This is a genomic window from Williamsia sp. Y844 (assembly GCF_056786475.1).
Genome location: NZ_JBXCJB010000001.1, coordinates 604,924 through 627,704 on the forward strand (window position 1 = coordinate 604,924; position 22,781 = coordinate 627,704).

Annotated in this window: 3 protein-coding genes (1 of these 3 running past the window's edge); all 3 read right to left on the bottom strand. The window is 66.8% G+C overall.

Annotated elements, in window-relative coordinates; all coding sequences use genetic code 11:
• On the bottom strand, nucleotides 1-21,036 hold the 5' portion of the coding sequence (locus AC1TQG_RS02905; protein WP_482135434.1) for a non-ribosomal peptide synthase/polyketide synthase. 12,858 nt of this gene lie to the left of the window's left edge; 21,036 of the gene's 33,894 nt are visible here — the first part of the coding sequence; the start codon lies at nucleotides 21,034-21,036; its stop codon lies beyond the left edge, outside the window.
• A gap of 347 nt (nucleotides 21,037-21,383) precedes the next feature.
• Nucleotides 21,384-21,809 carry a hypothetical protein gene (locus tag AC1TQG_RS02910; RefSeq protein ID WP_482135435.1) on the bottom strand — a complete coding sequence of 142 codons (426 nt, stop codon included), beginning with the start codon at nucleotides 21,807-21,809 and terminating at the stop codon, nucleotides 21,384-21,386.
• A gap of 299 nt (nucleotides 21,810-22,108) precedes the next feature.
• On the bottom strand, nucleotides 22,109-22,432 hold the full coding sequence (locus AC1TQG_RS02915) for a hypothetical protein (RefSeq protein WP_482135436.1): 324 nt from the start codon (nucleotides 22,430-22,432) through the stop codon (nucleotides 22,109-22,111).
• Between the last annotated feature and the right edge of the window lie 349 nt (nucleotides 22,433-22,781).

Sequence of the window (22,781 nt, forward strand, 5' to 3'; positions counted from 1 at the left end):
CTTACCGATCGGCGTGAGCGGGATCGCGTCCAGCAACATGACAACCGTCGGCACCATGTGCTGCGGAAGTTGCTCTCCGACACTGCGCTTGAGTGCTTCGATGTCGAGGTCCCGCTTGCCCTTGGCCAGGACATAAGAGACCAGGACGTTGTCGCCCTGCGGACCGGCAGTACCGATCGTGACCGCGAAGTCGATGTCGGGATGGCCGTCGAGGACCCGGTCGATTTCGCCGAGTTCCACCCGGAAGCCACGGATCTTGACCTGGAAGTCGCTGCGGCCCACGTATTCCAGCGAGTTCGGGGCCACGTCGGGATCGGTGCTGTACCGGACGAGGTCGCCCGTGCGGTACAACCGCGCCCCGGGTTCGCCGTAGGGGTCGGCCACGAACCGCTGCGCGGTGATCTGCGGGCGATCGTGGTAGCCCCGGGCCACACCCGGACCTGACAGGTAGAGCTCACCGACCACGCCGCGCGGGACCACCCGCAGACGCGAGTCGAGGACGCGGGTGGTGACACCACGCAGCGGGGCGCCGATGGTCACGCGGTCGCCGGCGGCCAGGGCCGGCGTGATGGTGACGATGACCGTCGCCTCGGTGGGTCCGTATGCATTTCGGAGCGCGTCCGGCCACCGCTCGGTCAGTTCGGGAGGACAGATGTCGCCGCCGACAACCACAGACTGCACCGAGTCCAGGCCGGCCGGATCGACGGTCATCAAGGCGGTCGGGGTCATCACCACATGCGTGATCTGCTGCGCTGCGACCAGCTCGGACAGCGCGGTGCCACCGAAGACGTCCTGCGGGGCGACGATGACCGCGGCACCGGCGGTGAACGCGGCCAGCAGTTCACCCACCGAGGTGTCGAAACTGGGTGAGGCGACATGCAGGAACCGGGAATCCGCGGCGACGTCGTAGTGCTCCCGGACGTCGGCGGACAGGTTTGCCAGCCCGCGGTGGGTGACCACCACGGCCTTCGGCTTGCCGGTCGATCCGGAGGTGTAGATCAGGTACGCGGCGTGATCGACACGCAGCGCCGTCGTGCGGTCGGCGTCGGTGATGACGGCGCCGGACTCGTCATCGGCCGACAGCGCATCGAGGTCATGCCACTCGAGCCCTGCGGGCAGGTCGCCTGCGTCGTCGGTAACCGTGAGCCCGAACAGGGCACCCGAATCCTCGAGCATCTCCACTATCCGCTCTCGCGGGTAGTCGACATTGATCGGCAGGTAGGCCGCACCGGTCTTGGCTATCGCCCACGTGCCGACAACGGATGCCAGCGATCTGCGAATACCGAGTGCCACCACGGTTTCCGGTCCGGCACCGGCGGCGATCAGCCGGCGCGCGACACGGTTGGTGAGGTGATCGAGTTCGGTGTAGGTCAGAGTGCGACCGCGGTAGGACACCGCGACACCCGACGGATTGAGGGCCGCGCCGCGACCAAGAAGTGCGGGCAACGTCTCCGGCTCGATGGCGGCCGGACCGCAGATCGACACCAGATCGGCGGACTCGGTGCCCGAAAGCATGTCGATGTCGCTGACCACCACGTTGGGATCGGTGGCCACCGCGCTCAGGATCCGCACCAGGCGGTCGGCGAATGCGCTGATCGACGATGCGTCGAACAGGTCGCTGGCATAGGTCAGCAGGCCACGCATCGCTGCGCCCGGTTCGTCGTTGTCCCCGATCGACAACTGCAGATCGAACTTCGCGACGTCGAAGTCGGCACGTACCGGTGACACCCGCAATCCGGGGAGTGTCAGTTCGGGGACCTCGTTGTTGTCGAACGACAGCGCCACCTGGAACAGCGGATGGTGCGCGGTCGAACGGTGTACATCGAGCACCTCCACAAGACGCTCAAAAGGTATGTCGCCGTGCGCCATCGCGTCGATGTCGGCCGTCCGGACAGCCGCGAGGAGATCGGCAAACGTCTGCGCGGGGTCGACCTCGGTCCGCAGCACCACGGTGTTGACGAACATGCCCACCAGTGGATCGAGCGCCTGCTCCCCGCGGCCGGCGATCGGGGTACCCACAGCGATGTCGGTGACGCCGCTGAGACGTTCCATGAACACGGCCAGTGCGGCGTGGATCAGCATGAACATGCTGACGCCGTGCGTGCGGGCGATCTGTTGCAGTGCTTCGCGGGTCTGCGCAGGCACCTCGAACTCGTGGCCCCCACCGCGCAGCGATTGCGTCGCCGGACGCTGATGATCGGTCGGCAGATCCACTGATTCGGGCAGCCCCGACAGGGTCGTGCGCCAGAAGCCGATCTGCTGCGCGGCAAGCGATTCGGGATCCTTCTCGTCGCCGAGAACCTCGCGCTGCCACAGGGAGTAGTCGGCGTATTGCACGGCCAACGGTTCGAAGTCGGGGGCCGCACCCGACCGCCGCGCCTCGTATGCGCGCAGCAGATCGGCGAACAGCGGGGCCATGGAGGCGCCGTCGGCGGCAATGTGGTGGACCACCATCATCAGCAGGTGCTCGGTATCGGCCAGACGCATCAGCACGATGCGGATCGGCAGTTCGACGGTCACGTCGAATCCGGCGACCGCGTGCCTGCGAAGCTCCTCCGCGACAGCGCTCTGGTCGGAGCGCACCTCGATCTCACGGTAGATGTCGGTGACCGAGGCATCGACCGGATGGATGACCTGATGGGGACCATCGGGCGAATCCGGGAACGTGGTGCGCAGCGACTCGTGGCGCTGCGCCACATCGCCGATGGCGGCACGTAGGGCGGCGACATCGAGTTCACCGGACAACCGCAGCGGCAGCGGCAGGTTGTATGCCGGTGAGCTGGTGTCGAACTGGTTGATGAACCACATCCGGGACTGGGCCAGCGAGAGCGGGATCTGGTCCGGTCGCTCGCGCGGCCCCAGTGGCGGGCGGGTGGAGACCGCGCCCGTACGTGAAGCTGCCAGCTCCGCCAATTCCGCAACCGTCGGATGGTCGAAGATGTCGCGGACGCTGATCTCGATACCGAGTGCTGTTGCCACCCGCGCCGCCACCCGGGTGGCCCCCAGTGATGTGCCACCGATGTCGAAGAACGAGTCCGTGGCGCCCACCTGTGCGGCCCTGGCGACGTCGGCGAAGACTGCGGCCACGGCGCGTTCGCCTGCTGTCCGCGGTTCGACGTGCTGGGTGTCGTCGCCACCCGACTCCGGTCGGGGTAGCGCAGCGCGGTCCAGTTTGCCGTTGACCGTGAGCGGGAGCGCATCGAGGATCATGACCACATCCGGGACCATGTAACTGGTCAGGAACTCTGCCACCGCAGCGCGAACCCCGGTGGTGCTCAACGCGGCTCCGAACTCGGGGACCACGTAGGCGATCAGACGTTCACCGGTGGACAGGCCCTGCCCGTTTGCGCCCTCGACGATCGCAACTGCCGAGGCCACGCCGTCGGTCCTCAGCAGCGCTGCCTCCACCTCACCGAGCTCGACCCGGTAACCGCGAAGCTGAACCTGGGAGTCGCTACGCCCCAGGTATTCCAGTTGATCGTGGGTATTCCAGCGCGCGATATCGCCGGACCGGTAGAGCCGCTCACCGGGAGCGCCGAACGGGTTGGCGACAAAACGATGGGCGGTCAGATCCTGCCGATCCAGATAACCCCGGCCGAGCTGGACGCCCGAGACGTACAGATCACCGGCGACGCCCGTGGTCACCGGGTGCAGGCGGCCGTCGAGAATGTGGACCCGCAGACCGCTGATGGGCTCACCGACCACCGACGACGTTGCCTGCGCGGCGAACTCGCGATCGAGACGCATCTTCGTGACATGCACGGTGGTCTCGGTGATCCCGTACATGTTCACCAGCACCGGAGCGGTGTCGGCGTGCCGGGCGTACCACCGGTCCAGCTGTCCGAGATCGAGTGCTTCGCCACCGAAGATCACATACCGCAACGCCAGATCGCCCGATTCGGCCACCCGATCGGCCTCGGCGAACTGATAGAACGCCGACGGTGTCTGGTTGAGGACCGTGACCTGTTCCCGGACAAGGAGCTCGCGGAACTCGTGCGGCGATCGAGACGTCGCGAAGTCGACCATGACAAGCGCGCCGCCGTACAGCAGCGGGCCCCACAGTTCCCAGACCGAGAAATCGAAGGCGTACGAGTGGAACATCGTCCACACGTCAGTTTCGTCGAAACCGAAGTCACGCTGTGTGTTCCGGAACAGGGCCACCACTGTTTCGTGCGTGATCACCACGCCCTTGGGACGTCCGGTCGAACCCGATGTGTAGATCACGTACGCGGTGTTCGCGGGTACGAGCGGCCCGGCGAGCTCGGCCTCGGCCACCGGGGATCCGTCGAGGGTCGCGAGTTCGTCGGCAACAGCGGGCGCGTCGAGCACCACGGTCGTCGGCAACTCCGACGGCAACGCCGCCCGGTGCTTCTCGGTCATCAGCACCAGGACGGGCGCCGCATCATCGAAGACGAACTGCACACGCTCAGCCGGGTGGCTGACGTCGATGGGCAGGTAGCCGCCACCGGCCTTCAACACCGCCAGCAACGCCACCACCAGATCAGCGGTTCGATCGAGTGCGATCGCCACCAGATTCTCGGGTCCGACACCGCGGGCGATCAGCAGTCGGGCAAGTTTGTTGACGCGCTCATCGAGTTCGGCGTACGTCAAGACCGCGTCACCGTCGATGAGAGCGCGATTGCCGGGCGTGCGCACGACCTGTTCGTCGAACAGCCGCACCAGGGTGGCGCCACGTGCCGACCCCTCCCCCGATTCCATGATGACCGAGGCGAGCATGCCCGTGAACTGTTCGGCAAAGCCAACGGCGGAGTCGCCTTCGAGAAGTCCGGGAAGCAACGTCGACAACGCGACCGTGATGGCGGCCTCGGCACCGACACCGACCGCCGCCAGTGTCACCACGAGTTCGGTCGACTTGGCATGCAGGGCGCCATAGGTCACATCGGTGCCATTGTGCGAGAGCGCGATTCCATCGGGATTGATCCGCGCCGCGGTTTCCAGCAGTTCTGAGAGCGACTTGCCCTTGAGCTCGGCAAGTGCCGATCCGAAGCCCTCTGCCTCTGCACCACCGGTCGATCGATCGTGCGATCGGCGTTCGGCCGAGGTGAGGATGTCGATGTCTCCGACGACGACGGCCGGATCGGCCGCGATCGCGGTCAGCACCGACAAGAATCGCTGCGCCATCGACTCGACGGTCGACTCATCGAAGATGTCCACCGCGTAGTCGAGTACCGCATCGATGCCACGGCCACGGCCGTCGGTACCGAAGGACTCCGAGACGGACAGTCCCAGATCGGATTTCACGTACCGCAACGGCGACTCGAGTTCACTGACCTGCAGACCCGGCAGCGTGACGGTGGGGATGTCGATGTTCTGCATCGTGAGCATGGCCTGCACCAGCGGCGCGTACTTACGCGAGCGCACCGGCGCGAGTGCTTCGACAACCTGCTCGAAGGGCAGGTCGGCGTTGTTGAACGCGGCCAGGTCCGACGCCTTCGTCTCGGCGAGCATCGAGGTGAAGGACGCCGAGAAATCCACCCGGCTACGCATCACCAGGGTGTTGACGAACATGCCGACCAGTCCTTCGACGGCCGAGGCATTGCGTCCGGCGGTCGGGGTGCCGACGGCAACATCGGCAGAACCGCTCAGCCGCGACAACAAGATCGCGTAGGCGGCGTGGACCACCATGAACAGCGTGCTCTCGTTGTCCTTGGCGATGGTGTGCAACTGCTGCTGCAGCTCGGCTCCGATCGTGAACCGAACCTCACCGCCTGCCACCGACCGCTTGTCGGTACGCGGCCGATCGGTGGGGATGTCCAGCAGCTCGGGGAGCCCGGCAAGGTGTTGCCGCCAGAAGGAGATCTGCTGCGAGGCAACCGAATCCGAATCCTCTTCGGACCCCATCACAGAGCGCTGCCAGATCGCGTAATCGGCGTACTGCACCGACAGTGGTCGGAACACCGGTGAGCTGCCCGCGGCGCGCGCCGTATAGGCGGACATCAGATCGGTGGCCAGCGGCACCAGCGACGAACCATCCGCCGCGATGTGGTGGATCACCAGGAGCACCACGTGATCATCAGGTCCGACCTCGATCAACAACGCGCGCAACGGAGGCGCCGCGGTGACGTCGAATCCCTCGGTGGCCATCTCGAGGCACAGCGCCAGGAGTTCGTCCTCGGAGCCCACGGTCCCCGAGATCAGCGCCGGCGCAGCCTCATCGACGGTCAAGACCTTCTGGTAGGGCCCCTGGACCGAATCCGGATAGACCGTACGCAGGATCTCCTGCCGCTCCACGACATCCGTCAGGGCCGCGGTCAAGGCGGCTTCATCGAGCCGTCCCCGCAGCCGCAGACCGAGAGGAATGTTGTAGTCCGCGGCATCGGGGTTGAGCCGGTTCACGAACCACATTCGCTGCTGCGCGAGTGACAGGGGGATCCGGTCGGGCCGCGGCTGCGGCGTCAACGGCCGGATGGGCATGCCATCGAGGTCCGGGGAGGCACTGATCGCCTCGGCGAGATCTGCCACCACGGGCGCCTCGAACAGGATCCGGACGCCCAGACGCACACCAAGGACCTCGTTGATCCTCGCGATGGCCCGGGTGGCGGCAAGGGAATTGCCACCGAGATCGAAGAACGAGTCGTCGGCGCCCACTGCCTCGACCCCGAGGACGTCGGCATAGGCCGCGGCGATCGCATGTTCCATCGGTGTGGACGGTTCCCGGTGTTCGGTCGCCGCGGACGCGAACTCGGGTGCGGGCAGAGCCCTCTTGTCGAGTTTGCCCACCGGGGTCAGCGGCACGTCGTCGAGGAACACCATCGAACTGGGGACCATGAACTTGGGCAGGAATCCACCGGCATAGTCACCGAGATCGCGTGAGTCGATGGTGGCGCCGGGCTTCAGTTTCAGATATGCGGCGAGCGCGGTGTCACCGGCGGGGCCGTCGACACCGATGGTCACGGCGAAGTCCACTGCGGGATGACCGGCGAGCACGGCGTCGATCTCACCGAGTTCGATTCGGAAACCGCGCACCTTGACCTGCTGATCAGACCGGCCCATGTAGCCGACTTCGTAGCCGACGTGTCCGTCCGGACCGGTGACCGCAACCCACCGGACGACGTCACCGGTGCGATACATCCGCTCACCGTGGGCGCCATACGGATTGGCGACAAATCGGGTCGAGGTCAGATCCGGCCGGGCGCGGTAGGCGCGGGAGACACCGGGTCCGCTGATGTACAGCTCGCCCGGGACACCGACGGGCACCGGATGCAATCGGCTGTCGAGTACCAGCGCACTCACGCCGGCGATCGGAGCACCGATGGTGATCGGTTCACCGGCCGTCATCGGATCACTGATGTTGGTCATGATCGTGGTCTCGGTGGGGCCGTAACCGTTGTACAGGCGACGGCCGGGAGCCCAGCGCTGCACCAGATCTGACGGCACCGCCTCGCCGCCGGCCACCACATCGGAGAAGTGCGGAAGACCCTGCGGGTCGATCGACGCCAGGGCCGAAGGCGTGATGAACGCATGCGTGACCTGATGCTCGGCCAGCAGTGCGTGGAGCTCGGCACCGCCGTACACCCCGGGCGGCACGATGACCATGGTGGCGCCTGCACCAACGGCCAGCAGCAGTTCGAGGATCGACGCGTCAAAGCTCGGTGACGCAAAGTGCAGTGTGCGCGAGGAGCTCTCGGTCCGGTAACGGCGCCGCTGCTCGTCGCTGAAAGCTGCCAGACCGCGGTGGGTGACCTCCACGCCCTTCGGCTTCCCGGTGGTACCCGAGGTGTAGATGATGTACGCGCAGTTCGACACCCGCACACTGCCGCGGCGTTCGGCGGCGGTGATCGGATCACCTGCATGACGGTGCAACGCCGGATCGTCGATGTCGAGCCAGTCGATCGTCTCCGGCAGCCGCATGGCGTCGACGCGACGCGTCATACCGATCCGCGCCCCGGAATCGGCGAGCATGTGCGCCACCCGATCGGCCGGATAGTTCGGGTCGACAGGCACGAACGCCGCACCACTTCGAGCAACCGCCCACACCGCAAGCACCGATTCGATGCTGCGGGTGATGCCCAGTGCCACCACGTCTTCGGGTCCCAGACCGCGCGAGATCAATTCCCTGGCAAGACGGTTCGATCGGTTGTCGAGCTCACGGTAGGTCATGGCCTGCTCGCCGCAGATCAGCGCGACACCATCCGGGTCAGCGGCGGCTGCGTGGTCGAGCAGATCGATCAGGGTTGCCGGTTCCGGCGCGGGTACACCGCGCACGGGAGCCAGGTCGGTGCGTGCCTGCTCGTCGAGCAGGTCGATCTCACCGATGAGTACATCGTTGTCTGCGACCATGCCTTGCAGGATCCGCAGGAGCCGATCCGCCAAGGCCTGCGCGGTCGACGGATCGAAGATGTCGGTGGCGTAACCGAGGAAGCCGGCCAGCCCGGCGGCCGCTCCGCTCTCGCCCCACTGTTCGGTGAGTTCGAAAGACAGGTCGAACTTGCTGAATGCGGTGTCCACCGCACCCGGGGTCACCTCGAGTCCTTCGAGTTCGAACGTGGGCCGGGCGTTGTTGTTCAACCCGAACACCACCTGGATCAGCGGTGTATGTGCCGTTGATCGACTCACTGTCAGGGTGTCGACGATCTGCTCGAATGGAACGTCACTGTGGTCGAATGCGTCCAGGTCGCGGGCCCGGACGTCGGACAGGAAGTCGCCGACCGACCGGTCCATTGGGACATCGGTCCGCAGGACCAGGGTGTTGACGAACATCCCGACCACCGGATCGAGTTCTGCGGCGCCGCGCCCACCGACGGGGGTCCCGAGGGCAACATCCCGATCAGCTCCGCTGCGGGCCAGCAGAATTGCCACGGCGGCATGCAGGACCATGAAGCTCGACAGCCCGCGGGCCCCGGCCAGAGCCACCACCTGCTGATGCAGATCAGCGGGCACGTAGAACAGGTGACTGCCACCCACGTCACTGCGCACATTCGACCGCGGACGGTCGGTGGGCAGACCGATCACCTCGGGCATGCCTGCCAATTGTGTTCGCCAGAAGTCCAGTTGGGCTGCTGCCGCGCCACCGGGGTCATCGGCCGCGCCGAAGTTCTCCTGCTGCCAGATCGCGAAGTCGGTGTACTGCACCGCAAGTGGTGCCCAACCGGGCGCCCGGCCCTGGCTACGGGCCTCGTAGGCGGTCAGCAGGTCGGACGCCATCGGACGCATCGACAATCCGTCCGAGGCGATGTGATGGACAACGATCACGAGCAGATGCTGTTCGCGGGTGTCGCCGCTGCTGACACCATCGTCCGGTTCGATGCGCCACAGGGCCGAACGGAACGGCACCGTGGTCGTGACATCGAACCCGATGCGGGCGAATGTCTGGATGCGTTCCCACACCTGGTCCCGTGCGATCACATCGAGGCGGAAAGGCGGTAGGGCATCCATCACCGGAACCACCACCTGCTCGGGTCCGTCGGGACCCTGTGGGTAGACAGTCCTCATCACGTGCTGACGATCGACCAGATCGACCAACGCCTCACTCAGCGCCTCGACGTCGAGTTCACCGGTGAGCAGGAGCGTCATCGGGATGTTGTAGGCACCGGACTCCGGGTCATACCGATTGATGAACCAAAGCCGCTGCTGTGCGAGTGAGAGCGGTATCCGCTCGGGCGCAGGGCCTTCGGGCTTCGAGAAGCGGGTGACCGCGTGACCGGACCGGCCGGACCCATCGGTGCGGCGCCGCTCCACCAGCGTGGCGAGTTCGGCCGGGGTCACCGCGTCGAAGACATCGCGCAGCCCGACGGTTGTACCGAGGGCATTGGACAGCCGGTTGGCCAGCCGGGCGGCGCTCAACGAGTTGCCGCCCTGCTCGAAGAACGATGCGGTGGCACTGACCCGATCGACGCCGACGGTGTCGGCGAACACCCCGGCGATGATCTCTTCGAGCGGTGTCCGGGGAGCCACGAAGGATTCCCCGGCGTCCTGCCCGAATTCGGGGGCGGGCAACGCCTTTCGGTCGACCTTTCCGTTCGGGTTGAGCGGCAGTGATTCCATGACCACGAGGGCTTCGGGAACCATGTAGTCCGGCAGCATCTTGGCCAGTTCGGCCCGGACCGATGCGACGTCGAGTTCCGGATCGGCGGACAGGTGGGCCGCCAGACGACGGTCCGAGGACTCGCCGTGCGCCGACACCACGGCCTGGCGGATACCGGCCAGGGCCGTCAGCGCGGATTCGATCTCACCGAGTTCGATCCGCAGACCACGGACCTTGACCTGGAAATCGCTACGTCCGATGAACATCGCGTCGCCACCGGGAAGGCGTCGCACCAGGTCTCCGGTGCGGTACATCCGGGCGCCGGCCGCGCCTGCGGGATCGGCCACGAATCGGGCGGCGGTGGTGCCGGGCATCCGTCCGTAACCGCGGGCAAGCGCGACACCGCCGATGTAGAGCTCGCCCACCACACCGATGGGTACCGGACGCAGGCGCTGATCCAGGATCTTGTGGGTCACGTTGGGGATGGTGTGCCCCAGTGTGATCGGCCCGATGTCGCGGGTCTCGCCCTCGGCGTTGGCCGCGTGATCGGCCAGTGGCACCCACCGCGCCGCCGTGGTGGCCGCGGCCTCGGTGGGCCCGTACATGGAGAGCATCGCGGTGTCGGTCCCGAGCAGGGTGCGATAGGCGCGCGGCATCAAGGCCTCGCCACCGGTCGCGACCGTGTCGAGGGTGGTCAGTACGTTCCCCGCGTCGAGCTCGGTGAGCAGCTCAAGCGCGCTCGGCGCGACGTTCAGCAGGGAGATGTCCTCGGATCCGATGATGCCGAGGATCTCTTCGGGGTCAAAGCCTTCGGTGACCAGGCGGATCACACCGCCGACGCGCAACGCGGTCCAGATGTTCTTCTGGGTGAGGTCGAAACGCGGTGACGACGCGATGATGACGGTGTCGCCGTCGGAGAACCGGAGCTGATCGCGGTACCAGCCCCACATGTTCAGCAGCCCGCCTGCCGGCACCAGGGTCGGCTTCGGTCGTCCGGTCGACCCGGACGTGGTGATCACGTAGGCCAGCCGCAGATCGGCGCCGGGCTCGGCCCAGCGATCTGCGTGGCCGGAGGCGTCGAGCCCGCCGAGGGCGGCATCGGTTTCGGTGTCGCCGAGCTCGATCAGGGCCGCCCCGGCAGCGATGATCCCGGCACGGAGATCGTCGGTGAGGACATCGTGGCTCGCGACAACCACGCGCGTACCGGCGTCGGCGACGATCGACGACGCCCGCTCCGCCGGTGCAGCCGGATCCAGTGGAAGATACGCCGCGCCCGCCTTCCATGCGGCGAGCAGCCCGATCACCCAGTGCGCCGACCGTGCGGTGAGCAGTCCGACGACATCGTCGGGGCCGATACCTCGCGAGATGAGTTCGGTGGCAAGTTGATTGGCCGACCGGTCGAGCTGGCGGCGGGTCAGCGACGCTTCCGGGCTCCGGACCGCCGGGGCGTCCGGGTTCTCACGGACGCGCGCATCCCAGTCGGTGAGCGGGGTCGCGGCGGCTGCGACGGCAGCGGTGGTGGCCGGCGACACCGCAGGCGTACTGCGGTAGCCGGAGAGGTCACGGCCACCGAGCAGGCGGGCGGCATCGGCGATGACGTTGTCGAGAGCGACAGCAAAGCCGTCCGGGATGGCCACGATGGTGGGAACCAGGCTGGTGAGCACCACCGACGCGATGGCATCGGCGTCCATGCCCCGCTCGCCGAGCGGACCCGACAGCGCGCCGAAGCGGTCACTGAAGTCGCGGTAGGTGATCGCGGCGCCGTCGGCGTCGAGTGCCACCGCATCGGGATCGATGTCGACCGCGGCGGCGAGGAGCGCGGCGAGGTCCGCGGCGCTGTATGCCGGGGCGGGCACGGTCGCGGGCTCGGGGTCCTGCGCCACGAGCTCGTCCTCGAGGTGTTCGGCCGCGGTGAGGATGTCGATGTCCCCGACCACGGTGGTCGGGTCCGCGGCGACCGCGCGCGCCAGGATCGCGAAGCGTTCGGCGATGGCGGCCACCGTCTCGTGCTCGAAAACGTCTGTGGCGTAGGTGATCCGGCCGCGCAGATCATGACGGCCGTCGGCGCCGATGGTGTCGTCGATGGTGAACGTGAGGTCGAACTTGGCGCCCTGGATCATCCCGTCGACGACGCCCACGCGCAGTCCGGGCAGGTCGATCGAGGCGGTCTCGTTGTTCTCGAACGACAGCAGCACCTGGAACAGCGGCGAATGGGACTGTTGCCTGCGCGGCACCAGCGCCCCGACCACGGTCTCGAACGGGATGTCGTCGTTGGCGAAGGCGTCGAGATCAGCCACCCGTACCCGGGCGAGCACATCGTCGAAACGATCGGCGGGATCGATTGCAGACCGCAGCACAACGGTGTTGACGAACATGCCGACCAGATCGTCGAGAGCGACGTGGTCGCGTCCACCGACCGGCGTGCCGACGGTGATGTCCGATGAACCCGACAGCCGCGCAAGCAGAGTCGCGACGATCGCGTGAACCACCATGAACACCGATGCCTGCCGGCGCTGCGCGTAGGCGTCAAGCGCGGCCACCACATCGCCGGAGATCACCAACGGCACCGAGGCGCCCTGCATCGTCCGCCTGGCCGGGCGCGGGCGGTCCAGTGGCAGATCGACGACCTCGGGCACACCCGACAATGTGGTGCGCCAGAAGTCGAGCTGGCGGGCGGCGATGGACGCGGGATCATCCGGCGAACCGAGCACCTGCCGCTGCCAGTGCGCGTAATCGGTGTACTGCACCGGAAGCGGCGCCCAGGTGAGCTGCGGATCGGTACCGGTGGTCCGGGCTGCGTAGGCGGTCACCAGATCACGGGCCAGCGGAGCCATCGAGGCGCCGTCGGCGACGATGTGGTGGACGACCACGATCAGCAGGTGTTCGCCGCCGGCACGCAGCAACCGGGACCGAACCGGGGCCGCTTCGGTGACATCGAAACCGCGGGCGGCGAAATCTGCTGCAGCGGAGAGCATCTGACCCTCGTCGGCGACGTCCACCGGGTCGAGATCGACCTGGACATCGTCCGCCGACAGCACCCGCTGGTACGGGCCGTGGGCGGTGTCCGGGAACACCGAGCGCAGCGTGTGCTGGCGCTCGAGTACGTCTGCGATTGCGGCCGTCAGGGCCTCGACATCGAGTGCGCCGGACAGCCGCAAAGGCAGCACGATGTTGTAGGCCGGGGACTGCGGATCGAGACGATTGAGCAACCACATGGCCTGCTGGGCGAGCGACAACGGTGGCCGCTCCCCCGCCCCGCCTGCCACGAGTTCGGGCAGGTCGGCTTCGATCGGCGTGGTGTCGAGGCACCTGGCCAGCGTTTCCACTGTCGGGTTCTCGAAGATCTCGCGCACCGCCACGCGGCGACCGACGAGCGCGCTGATGCGGGCCGCCGCCTTGGTGGCCACCAGCGAGTTGCCGCCGAGATCGAAGAACGAGTCACTCACGCCGATCGATGACAGTCCGAGGACCTCCGCCAGCACCGCGGCCAGCATCCGCTCGGTCTCCGTCGACGGCGCCGCACCGGCCGAGGCCAGCGCAGCCAGGTCCGGTTCGGGCAGCGCGGATCGGTCGAGTTTGCCTGCCTGGGTCAGCGGGATCTCGGCCAGGAACACGATGGTGGCGGGCACCATGTGCGAGGGCAGCCGCTCGCCGACAAAATCCCGAACAGCCTTGGTGTCCAACGGCTTCGAAGCCAGCACATGCGCCACCAAGGTGGTGACGCCCGAGGGCATCCGGGCGCCGGAGGTGACCGCGAAGTCGATGTCGGGGTGCGCGGCCAATGCGGCGTCGACCTCCCCGAGTTCGATGCGGAAGCCGCGAACCTTGACCTGGAAGTCGCTGCGTCCGACGTACTTCACCTCGAGGCCACCGGATTCGGTGCGGACCCACCGCACCACGTCACCGGTTCGGTACATGCGGGCACCGGGTGCGCCATGCGGATCGGCGATGAAGCGTTCGGCGGTCAGCGCGGCGCGGTTGTGATAGCCGCGGGCCACCGCCGGGCCGCTCAGGAACAACTCACCGTCGACGCCCACCGGGACCGGCTGCAGACGGCGGTCGAGGATCAGCGACGTCAGCCCACGCACCGGTGAGCCGATCGTGATCTCACCGGCAGGGTCCATCGGTCCCGCGATGCTCGCGACAATCGTTGTCTCGGTGGGTCCGTAGGCGTTGAACATGCGTCGGCCCGGGGCCCAACGCGCGACCAGCTCGGGCGGACAGGACTCACCGCCGACGACAACGGATTCGAGGCAGTCCAGGCCCGCGGGATCGACCGAGGCCAGCGCGGCAGGTGTGATGAAGGCGTGGGTGACGCCGTATTCGGCGAGGAGGTCGTGTAGTTCGTCGCCGCCGTAGATCTCCGTCGGCGCGATCACCATCACCGATCCGTGGGCCAGCGCCAGCAACAACTCAAGCACGGACGCATCGAAGCTCGGTGAAGCGAAGTGCAGGGTGCGTGAATTCTGGGTCAGCACAAAGCGATCCGACTGCTCACCCATCATGCTCGCCAGGCCGCCGTGGGTGACGACCACGCCCTTGGGGACCCCGGTGGTGCCGGAGGTGTAGATCATGTAGGCCGGGTTGGTGATCCGGATCGGGGTGGTCCGGTCGGCATCGGTGACCGGTGCGTCCGATTCCCGCGAGATCGCGGCGGCGGTCTCCTGCGAATCGAGTTCGAGCCAGTCGATCGTCTCCGGTCGCGCCGATCGCCAGGTCGACGTCGAAAGCCCGTAAGCCGCACCCGAATCGGCGAGCATGTGTTCGATGCGCTCGGCCGGGTACTGCATGTCGACGGGCAGATAGCCGGCGCCGGTCTTCGCCACCGCCCACAGCCCCACCAGGAAGTCGATCGAGCGGCCCATCCCCAGCGCCACGATCTGATCGGGTCCGATCCCACGGGAGATCATGATCCGCGCCAGTGCATTCGACCGTGCGTCGAGTTCGCGGTAGGTGATCGAGCCGGTCGGCGACACGGCGGCGTCGCGATCGCCGCCCGTGGCGGCCGCAGCGGCGAGCAGTTCGGGGAGCGTGTCGAAGGCGGTCTCGCCGGACCCCTGCCTGCCGAGCAGTTCGGTCCGCTCCGGCGCAGACAGGACCTCGACCTGACCCACCGGAACCGAGGAATCCGTGGAGATCTCACCCAGTACCCGCAGGAACATCTGCAGGATCTGCTCGGCCTGATCCCGGTCGACGGTCGCCGGCAGGTATTTCGCCGAGAGTCGCAGTCCCGGTTCGGTTGTCGCGATCAGCGTCAAGGGGTAATGGGTGGCGTCGAGGATGTCGGCGTCGGCGACGGCCATCCCGTCGATCGCGGCGGCGGCGGCGAGCGCGCTGCGATCGAATGGGTACGACTCGTACACCATCATGGTGTCGAACAGCGCGTCGGCGTCGGTGGTCGCGGTGATCGCTGCGAGGCCGATGGTGTGGTGGTCGAGCAGTTCGGTCTGCTCGTTGGCGACCCGGGTGATCAGCCCGTCGAGATCTGAGTTGTTGTCCAGACGCACCCGCACCGGCAGCGTGTTGATGAACAGCCCGAGCATCGACTCGATGCCCGAGACCTGCGGCGGCCGGCCCGACACCGTGGTCCCGAAGATCACGTCGTCGCGACCGGTCAACCGCGCCAACACGACTCCCCAGGCCGTTTGCAGAACGGTGTTGAGGGTGGTGCCGGCGCTCCGAACGTATTCGGTCAACCGGCGCGAGACGTCGTCGGCGACATCGACGTCGACCACATGCGGCACCTGACCGGCACTGTGCGCGGAGGCCGCCGGAAAGAGCGTGGTCGGTTCGGTCACGCCGGCCAGGGCCGCGGTCCATGCGGACAGCGCCGCGTCGGTCGACTGCGACCGCAGCCAGGTCAGATAGTTCCGGTAGGGAGCTGCGGGGCGCAGCGCCTTCGCATCGCCGCCTGCACGGTAGATCTCGAGCAGGTCGCCCATGAAGATCGGCATGGACCAGCCGTCGAGCAGGATGTGGTGATTGGTCACCACGAAGCGGTACGACGTGGCGCCGCGCCTGATCATCGTGAACCGGATGAGCGGCGCAGCGTCCATCTCGAACGGGGCGATCCGTTCCTGATGTGTCAGCTCCGAGACACGTGTCTCGCGATCGCTCTCGTCGACCTCGGTCAGGTCGTGCTCGCTCCAGGGTGCCTCCACGCGTGACGGGACCACAGCCAGAGCCGTGCCCTCGCTGTCGGTGACAAATGCGCTGCGCAGGTTGGGATGTCGGTCGATCAACGCCTGGGCGCTGCGCCTCATCCGGTCGGGATCGACACCGGTCAGATCGAGCACCATCTGAGCGGCGTAGACATCCATCCCGTCGGCGGCGAGCTCGGCATGGAACAGCAGCCCCTCCTGCAGGGGTGTCAGCGGCCACACGTCGACGATGTCGTCGAATCGCTGCTCGAGCTCGTCGACCTGCGGCTGCCGCAGGTCCACCAGCGCCAGATCGGATGGGGTCAGACCACCCGCCCCTGGCGACGCCGCGTGCAGCGCAATCGATTCCAGCGCCTGGGTCCACAGTTCTGTGAAGCGGTCCACCGAGGCGTCATCGAGCAGCGCGGCGGGATATTCGATCGTGGCCGAGAACTGCGGGCCTGCCGCCGATTCGGTCACCATCGCGTTGATGTCCAGTGCGGTCCGAACAGGCACCGCGGTGCCGCGGGTCCCCCGCAGGGCACTCTCGCCGTCCGGGATCCAGGGACCTGACATCCCGGTACCGGACAGCCGGCCCAGGTAGTTGAAACCGATCGCGGGTTCGGCGAACTGCGACAGTTCGGCGGCACCGGCCTCGTTCAGATACCGCAGCAGGCCAAAGCCGACACCGCGCCGGGGTACCGCGGCGAGCTGTTCCTTGATCGACTTGACCAGATCACCCGCGGCGGCGCCACCGGCCATCGCATCGTCGACATCGATGCCGGTGGTGCGCAGGAGTACCGGATAGGCGGTGGTGAACCAGCCGGCAGTCCGGGAGAGGTCGGATCCGGCGAGCAGTTCTTCCTCGCGGCCATGCGCTTCGAGTGCCACGACGATTGACCGTCCGAGCGCTTGCGTGCCGTGCGTCTCCGTCTCGGCGTCGCCGCGTTCACCCAGCCAGGTGCTCGCGGCCAGCGACAGCGCCGCGAGCAGCCCGTCGTTCACACCACCGTGGAAGGCCTGCGGCACCCGCGTCAGCAGGGCGTCGGTGAGCGCGGGCGAGATCGTGAACTCCCGGCGCCGCAGGGTCCCGACCAGATCGCGGGCGGGATCGACCCGCAGGCTCTGATCGTCGATCGCAGAGAGCACCGAACGCCAGTGGCCGAGTTCGCTGGTGAGCTCGGGCTGCGCGGCCAGTTCGGTCAGATTGTGAGCCCAGCGGCGCATCGAGGTGCCGGTCGGCGCGAGCACCACCTCATCACCTGCGGCGGCCGCCGACCAGGCGATGGCCAGGTCCGGCAACAGGATTCGCCAGGTGACCCCGTCGACCGCGAGATGATGGAGCACGATCAGCAGACGCCGACCGAGCTCGGGAGCCCAGTCGCCGGTCACCACCGTCACCGACATGATCGACCCTGTGGCCGGATCGAGCGCTTCGGTGGCATCGAGCGCAGCGGCGGCAACGGCGTCGTCGAACCCCGCCGTCCCGGGCGCCGGGTTCACCGTGATCTCCGATACCGCAACAGCTCTGGCGTCGGAGGTGGGATCGATGACGTGGTGCAGGCGTCCCGCATCGTCACCGAACAGGCGCGATCGCAAGATGTCGTGGTGGGCCACCACGGCGGCAAGCGTGCGGTTCAGAGTGTCGACAGAGAAGGGCTCGGGGGCAGGTACCACCACCGACTGGGAGAACGCTCGTGCATTCTCGGGCTCGGCGGTCATCCACCGCATGATCGGCGTCAGCGCCACCTCGCCCACTGCCCCACCGGGCAGTTCGTGGACCACGGCTGCCGACCCCTCGTCCCTGGCGACCGATGCCAGCGCGCCGATGGTGTTGTGCTCGAACACCTCTCGCGACGAAAAGTGCAGACCGATCGCTCGGGCGCGGGAGACGAGCTGGATGGACATGATGCTGTCGCCACCGAGACCGAAGAACGAATCGTCGAGTCCGACCTCCGGATGTCCGAGCAGGTCGCCGACGAGTCCGGCGATGGCCTTTTCGGCGTCCGTGGTCGGAGCGCGGAATGCGGTGGTGCGTACCGTGAAGTCGGGTGCAGGCAACGCCTTACGATCGATCTTGCCGCTGGGCCCCAGTGGCATCTGCGGTAGTTCGACGAACGCATCGGGCAGCATGTAGTCGGGAACCAAGGCCGCGACGGTGTTGGTCAGGGCGGCGGTGTCGATCGACGATTGCCCGGCGGCACCGACCACGTAGACCACCAGGCGCTGACCGTGTTCGCTCTCGTGGACCGTCACCACTGCCTCGCGAACAGTGGCGTCCGACAGCACCGCGGATTCGATCTCCCCGAGTTCGATGCGAAGTCCGCGGACCTTGACCTGGAAGTCGCTGCGTCCCTGGTACTCCAGTGCTCCGTCTGCCGACCAGCGAACCAGATCACCGGTGCGGTACATACGTGTTCCGGCAGGTCCGAAGACGGCAGGCACGTATCGTTCCGCGGTCAGATCGGCGCGGCCGAGGTAGCCGCGGGTGAGCTGCTCACCCGACAGGTAGAGCTCGCCGACGGCGCCGACCACACACGGCCGCAGTTGCCGGTCGAGGACCCAGACCTGGCAGTTCCACACCGGACGGCCGATCGGGACACCGCGATCGATGTCCGGGCCGACCGACGCGGATGTGGCATGAACGGTGAATTCGGTCGGGCCATAAAGGTTTTCGATCCGGACGGCGGGTAGCTCGCGACTCGCCCGATGGGCCAGCCGCTCGCCGAAGGCCTCACCGGCCACCAGCAGCAGACGCAGGGCGGCGGGGTCGATGGGTCCGTTCTCGCCCAGGAAGAGCTGCAGCATCGAGGGTACAAACGAGGTCGCGGTTACCCGCTCCGACGTGATCACGTCGAGCAGGTACTGCGGATCCAGGTGCCCGTCGGGCCGGGCGATGACCACCCGTGCGCCCACGGTCGGTGCGAACAGCTCCCACACCGAGACGTCGAACGTCGTCGGCGTCTTCTGCAGGACAACGTCGTCGGGCCCGATTCCGTAGTGCCCGGCCAGCCATGCCATCTGGTTGACCACGGCGCGATGCGGAACCGCAACGCCCTTGGGTTTGCCCGTCGAGCCGGAGGTGAACAGGACGTAGGCCAGGGAGTCCGGGCGCAACCGGCGCTCTCCGTCGGTCAGCGGCGCATCCGGGTAACCGGCGAGATCGATCTGCTCGAGTTCGACGGCCTCGACGCCGGTGTCCGCGACCACGGCGCGATCGGCGCCGGCGACGACAACACAGATCGGCGCAGCGGTCTGCAGGACGTCGATCGTCCGGCTTCGCGGATGGTCCGGATCGATGGGTACGTAGGCACCACCGGCCTTGAGGACCGCGTACAGGGTTGCCACGAGCTCGAGGCCGCGGCGCAGGGCCACCCCTACGCGGACGTCGGGTCCCACGCCTGCGGCGATGAGATGTCGTGCGAGCTGGTTGGTCCAGGCGTCGAACTCGGCGAAGGTCACCCGGCGGGACCCGTCGACGAAGGCCGTCGCATCCGGGGTCCGCTCTACCTGGCGGCGCCACATCGCGATCAGGTCAGTGGCATCGACCTCGTGCTCGGTGTCATTCGGTTCCACCGTCGTCGCCGCGATCTCGGCCGATGAGCCCAGGGTGAGCGATCCGACCGGCGTTCCAGGGGCGGCCTGCAGCAGCCGGCCGAGGAAGTGGGTGAAGCGTTCGTGGTGCCGGGTGAGGTCGGCGTCGGAGTAGGACTGCGGGTTCGCCTCGAAGTCAACCCGCAGGTTCGAGCCCGACACACCCGGATACAGGTTCATCGAGAGGTCCTCGACAGGACCGGTGGTGAGGACGTGCAGATGTCCGACGACATCGCCGAGTTCCAGGATGGGATGGAACATCATCAGGTTTATGGACGGGCCGAACAGACCACGCCTGCCGGTGCCCTGCCCGATGTCGCGGCGGATGTCCTCGTGCCGATAGAGCTGCCGCCGCAGCGCGCCCGTCAGTTCGGTCTGCACATCTGTGATGAGCTCGTCGATTGTCGTGGCCGACGCCACCGTCAGGCGCAGCGGGACGATGTTGGAGACCATGCCGCCCGCACGGCGGAGTTTGGCGGTGTTGCGCCCCGAGACGGGCAGGCTCAACACGACGTCTTCGCTGTCGGTCATCCGGGCCAGGTAGGCGGCAAAGGCGGCGATCACCGTCGGCGCGGTGCTGCCTCCGGACTTCTCGGCCGCCTCGTCGAGCATTGCGGCGATGTCGTCGGGAAGGGTGCCCGAGGCGAGTTGTGAATAGGCGCCGGGGGCAGCACGGTGCGCAGACAGGGACAGCGGGCCGGGCAGGTCGGCCGTGCGCTCTGACCAATAGTCGCGATCCTTGACGAAGCGATCAGAGTCCCGGTACTTGCGTTCGTCCGCGATGATGTCGGGCAGTGCGGCGCCCTTGGACGGCGCCGGCTCACGTCCGGCCACCAGTGCCGAGTACACCTCGGCGATCCGGGTGACCGTGGCCATCGAACCGAATCCGTCGAGGGCGATGTGGTGAGTGCGGACGTACCAGAAGTGATGGTCCTCGCCGAGGCGCAGCAGCGCACTGACCGTGAGTCGATCGGCCAGCACGTCGACGGGGCGCCGGTACTCCTCGCGCATCCACCGTTGTGCGGCGGCGTGCGGATCGGGCTCCCCGGACAGGTCGACGAACTCGATGCTGTCGTCGATCGACTTGTCGACGAACTGGAGCGGTAGTCCGCCGGTCTCGACCAGGCTCAGATAAGCCGAGCCCATCTCCCGGCCGGCAACCTGGGAGGCCCTGCTCAGCAGATCTGGATCGATGCGCCCGACCAATTCGACGTACTGGGCGATATTGATCGGAATCGTACCCAGGGATTGCTGGGCGAAATAGATTCCGCGCTGCGCGGCCGAAAGCTCAAATATTGCGCCACCGGGTATATTCACTGGTTCGTCGGAGCGGCCAGCAATCAAAAGCTCTCGCTCCATTCTCGAACGAAATGCTCGCCTCGGGACACAAAGAACTCAGCTTACATGCATCTGGCGATGCCAAAGTCCACGGCCCTGCTTATTCCGCATTTCGCCTGATCGGAGGTTATTTACCACTCTAAATAAATTTTCGTGAATGAGTAGTTAGACAGGAAAATCTGTCAGCGCGGTCCCACGTCGGGGAACCGGGCGGCACAGCGCGACCGCGCAGGGACGAACAGATCCGCCAACGAGCCCCACCGGGTGCGGCAGGGCAGCGGACTAAAGGAGTCGCCGGAGAAACACACGGCGGATCGGGGAGCCGGTCAGGCGCCGGACAACCGGCTGGCGACGACGCGGAGGTCGATCTCATTTGTGCCGCCGGCATGCATCGGCGCAACGGGCGCGATGATGTTGTGCAGGTCGACCACGTCGGTGGATATACCGTTGACGGCTCCGTCGACGACCGATGCCACCACGGCCGGATCGGGCTCGCCGCCCAGAGCAGGCAGGCCCGCGAAGATCGCCGCCACCACCGCGGACCGATCATCCATCCGTTGACCCCGGATCACCGGCATCATCAGCCTGATCGCGGCATCGAGTTCGTGGTAGGTCAGCGCACGCTCGCGGTAACGGGCCACCACGCGTTCTGGTGTCGCGGCGGCGATCCGGGCGACAGCGTCGGGCAGTTCGATAGGTCCAGAAGTCTCGTCCGCGACCTGGTGGCGGGACCGAACAGTTGAGGTAGCCATTTGCACTCCAAACCTGGGCCCTCCAGCGACTTGAGAGGGCCTTGCACAGCCCATGGTCACAGGACAAACACCATAAGGAAAGGTTTCGAGCAAAGCCGTTACATCACCGAAATGTGCAGCCCGTCACATTTGATCGTCAAGATCAGACAACTGGACGTACGGAGGACAAGACCCGACGTCGGCCGGAACCGGATTCAAGGGATTCGGTGCCACCGGAACAGCAGATTGCCCAACGCCGCAGGATTTCTCCCACCCTCGGGCGAGATGTCGATGGCGGGGTGCGGCGGACCGCCCGCGGCTCAGCCCTCCGCGAGGACGATCAGGGCCCGGAGCCGGATAGCGCCCAACGTCTCCTCGAGGGCACGAGGGCCGGCCACGGCGAGCCCTGGAACGGTTGTCATCAACGCGACTGTGAGGGCGGAGTCGTCGATGCGTGGTGAACCGGTCATGGCGGTGGCGGCCCCTTGGGCGCGTGCCCGCAGGTCCGCGAACGTCACCGTGAAGTCACTTCCGCTCACTGCGGGCCGGTCGGGCGCGGCGTCGGCCGCGACGGCCAGCAGTTCGGTCAGGGCTCGGGGGTCTCGCCGACCTCGGAGGGTCTGTACCCCAACTATGGGATACATCTCTTTGTCATCACCTCGGACCTGTGTCACCACAACGCCCACCCCTTTCCGCGACCTGCTAATCAAACTGCACCTATCACACGACATTCCGCCTGCACCCCTGGGATATTCCCCCATAACGCCGTCGCTAAACTATGCATTTGAAGGCTATTACCAAGCAAAACGGAATTTTTCCTTTTCTGGGGAGGGTTATCGCCGGATGACCACTTGGTGTTACTGCTGGATTCTGCGATACGTTCGATGACGTCAGGTAAGGGCGATCGCGTCGCCGCGTGACCAAGATGACGACGGGATCGAAATGCAAGCTAAGCACAGTGGTGGTGCCCGAACGAGCCGGTCAGGTGAGTTC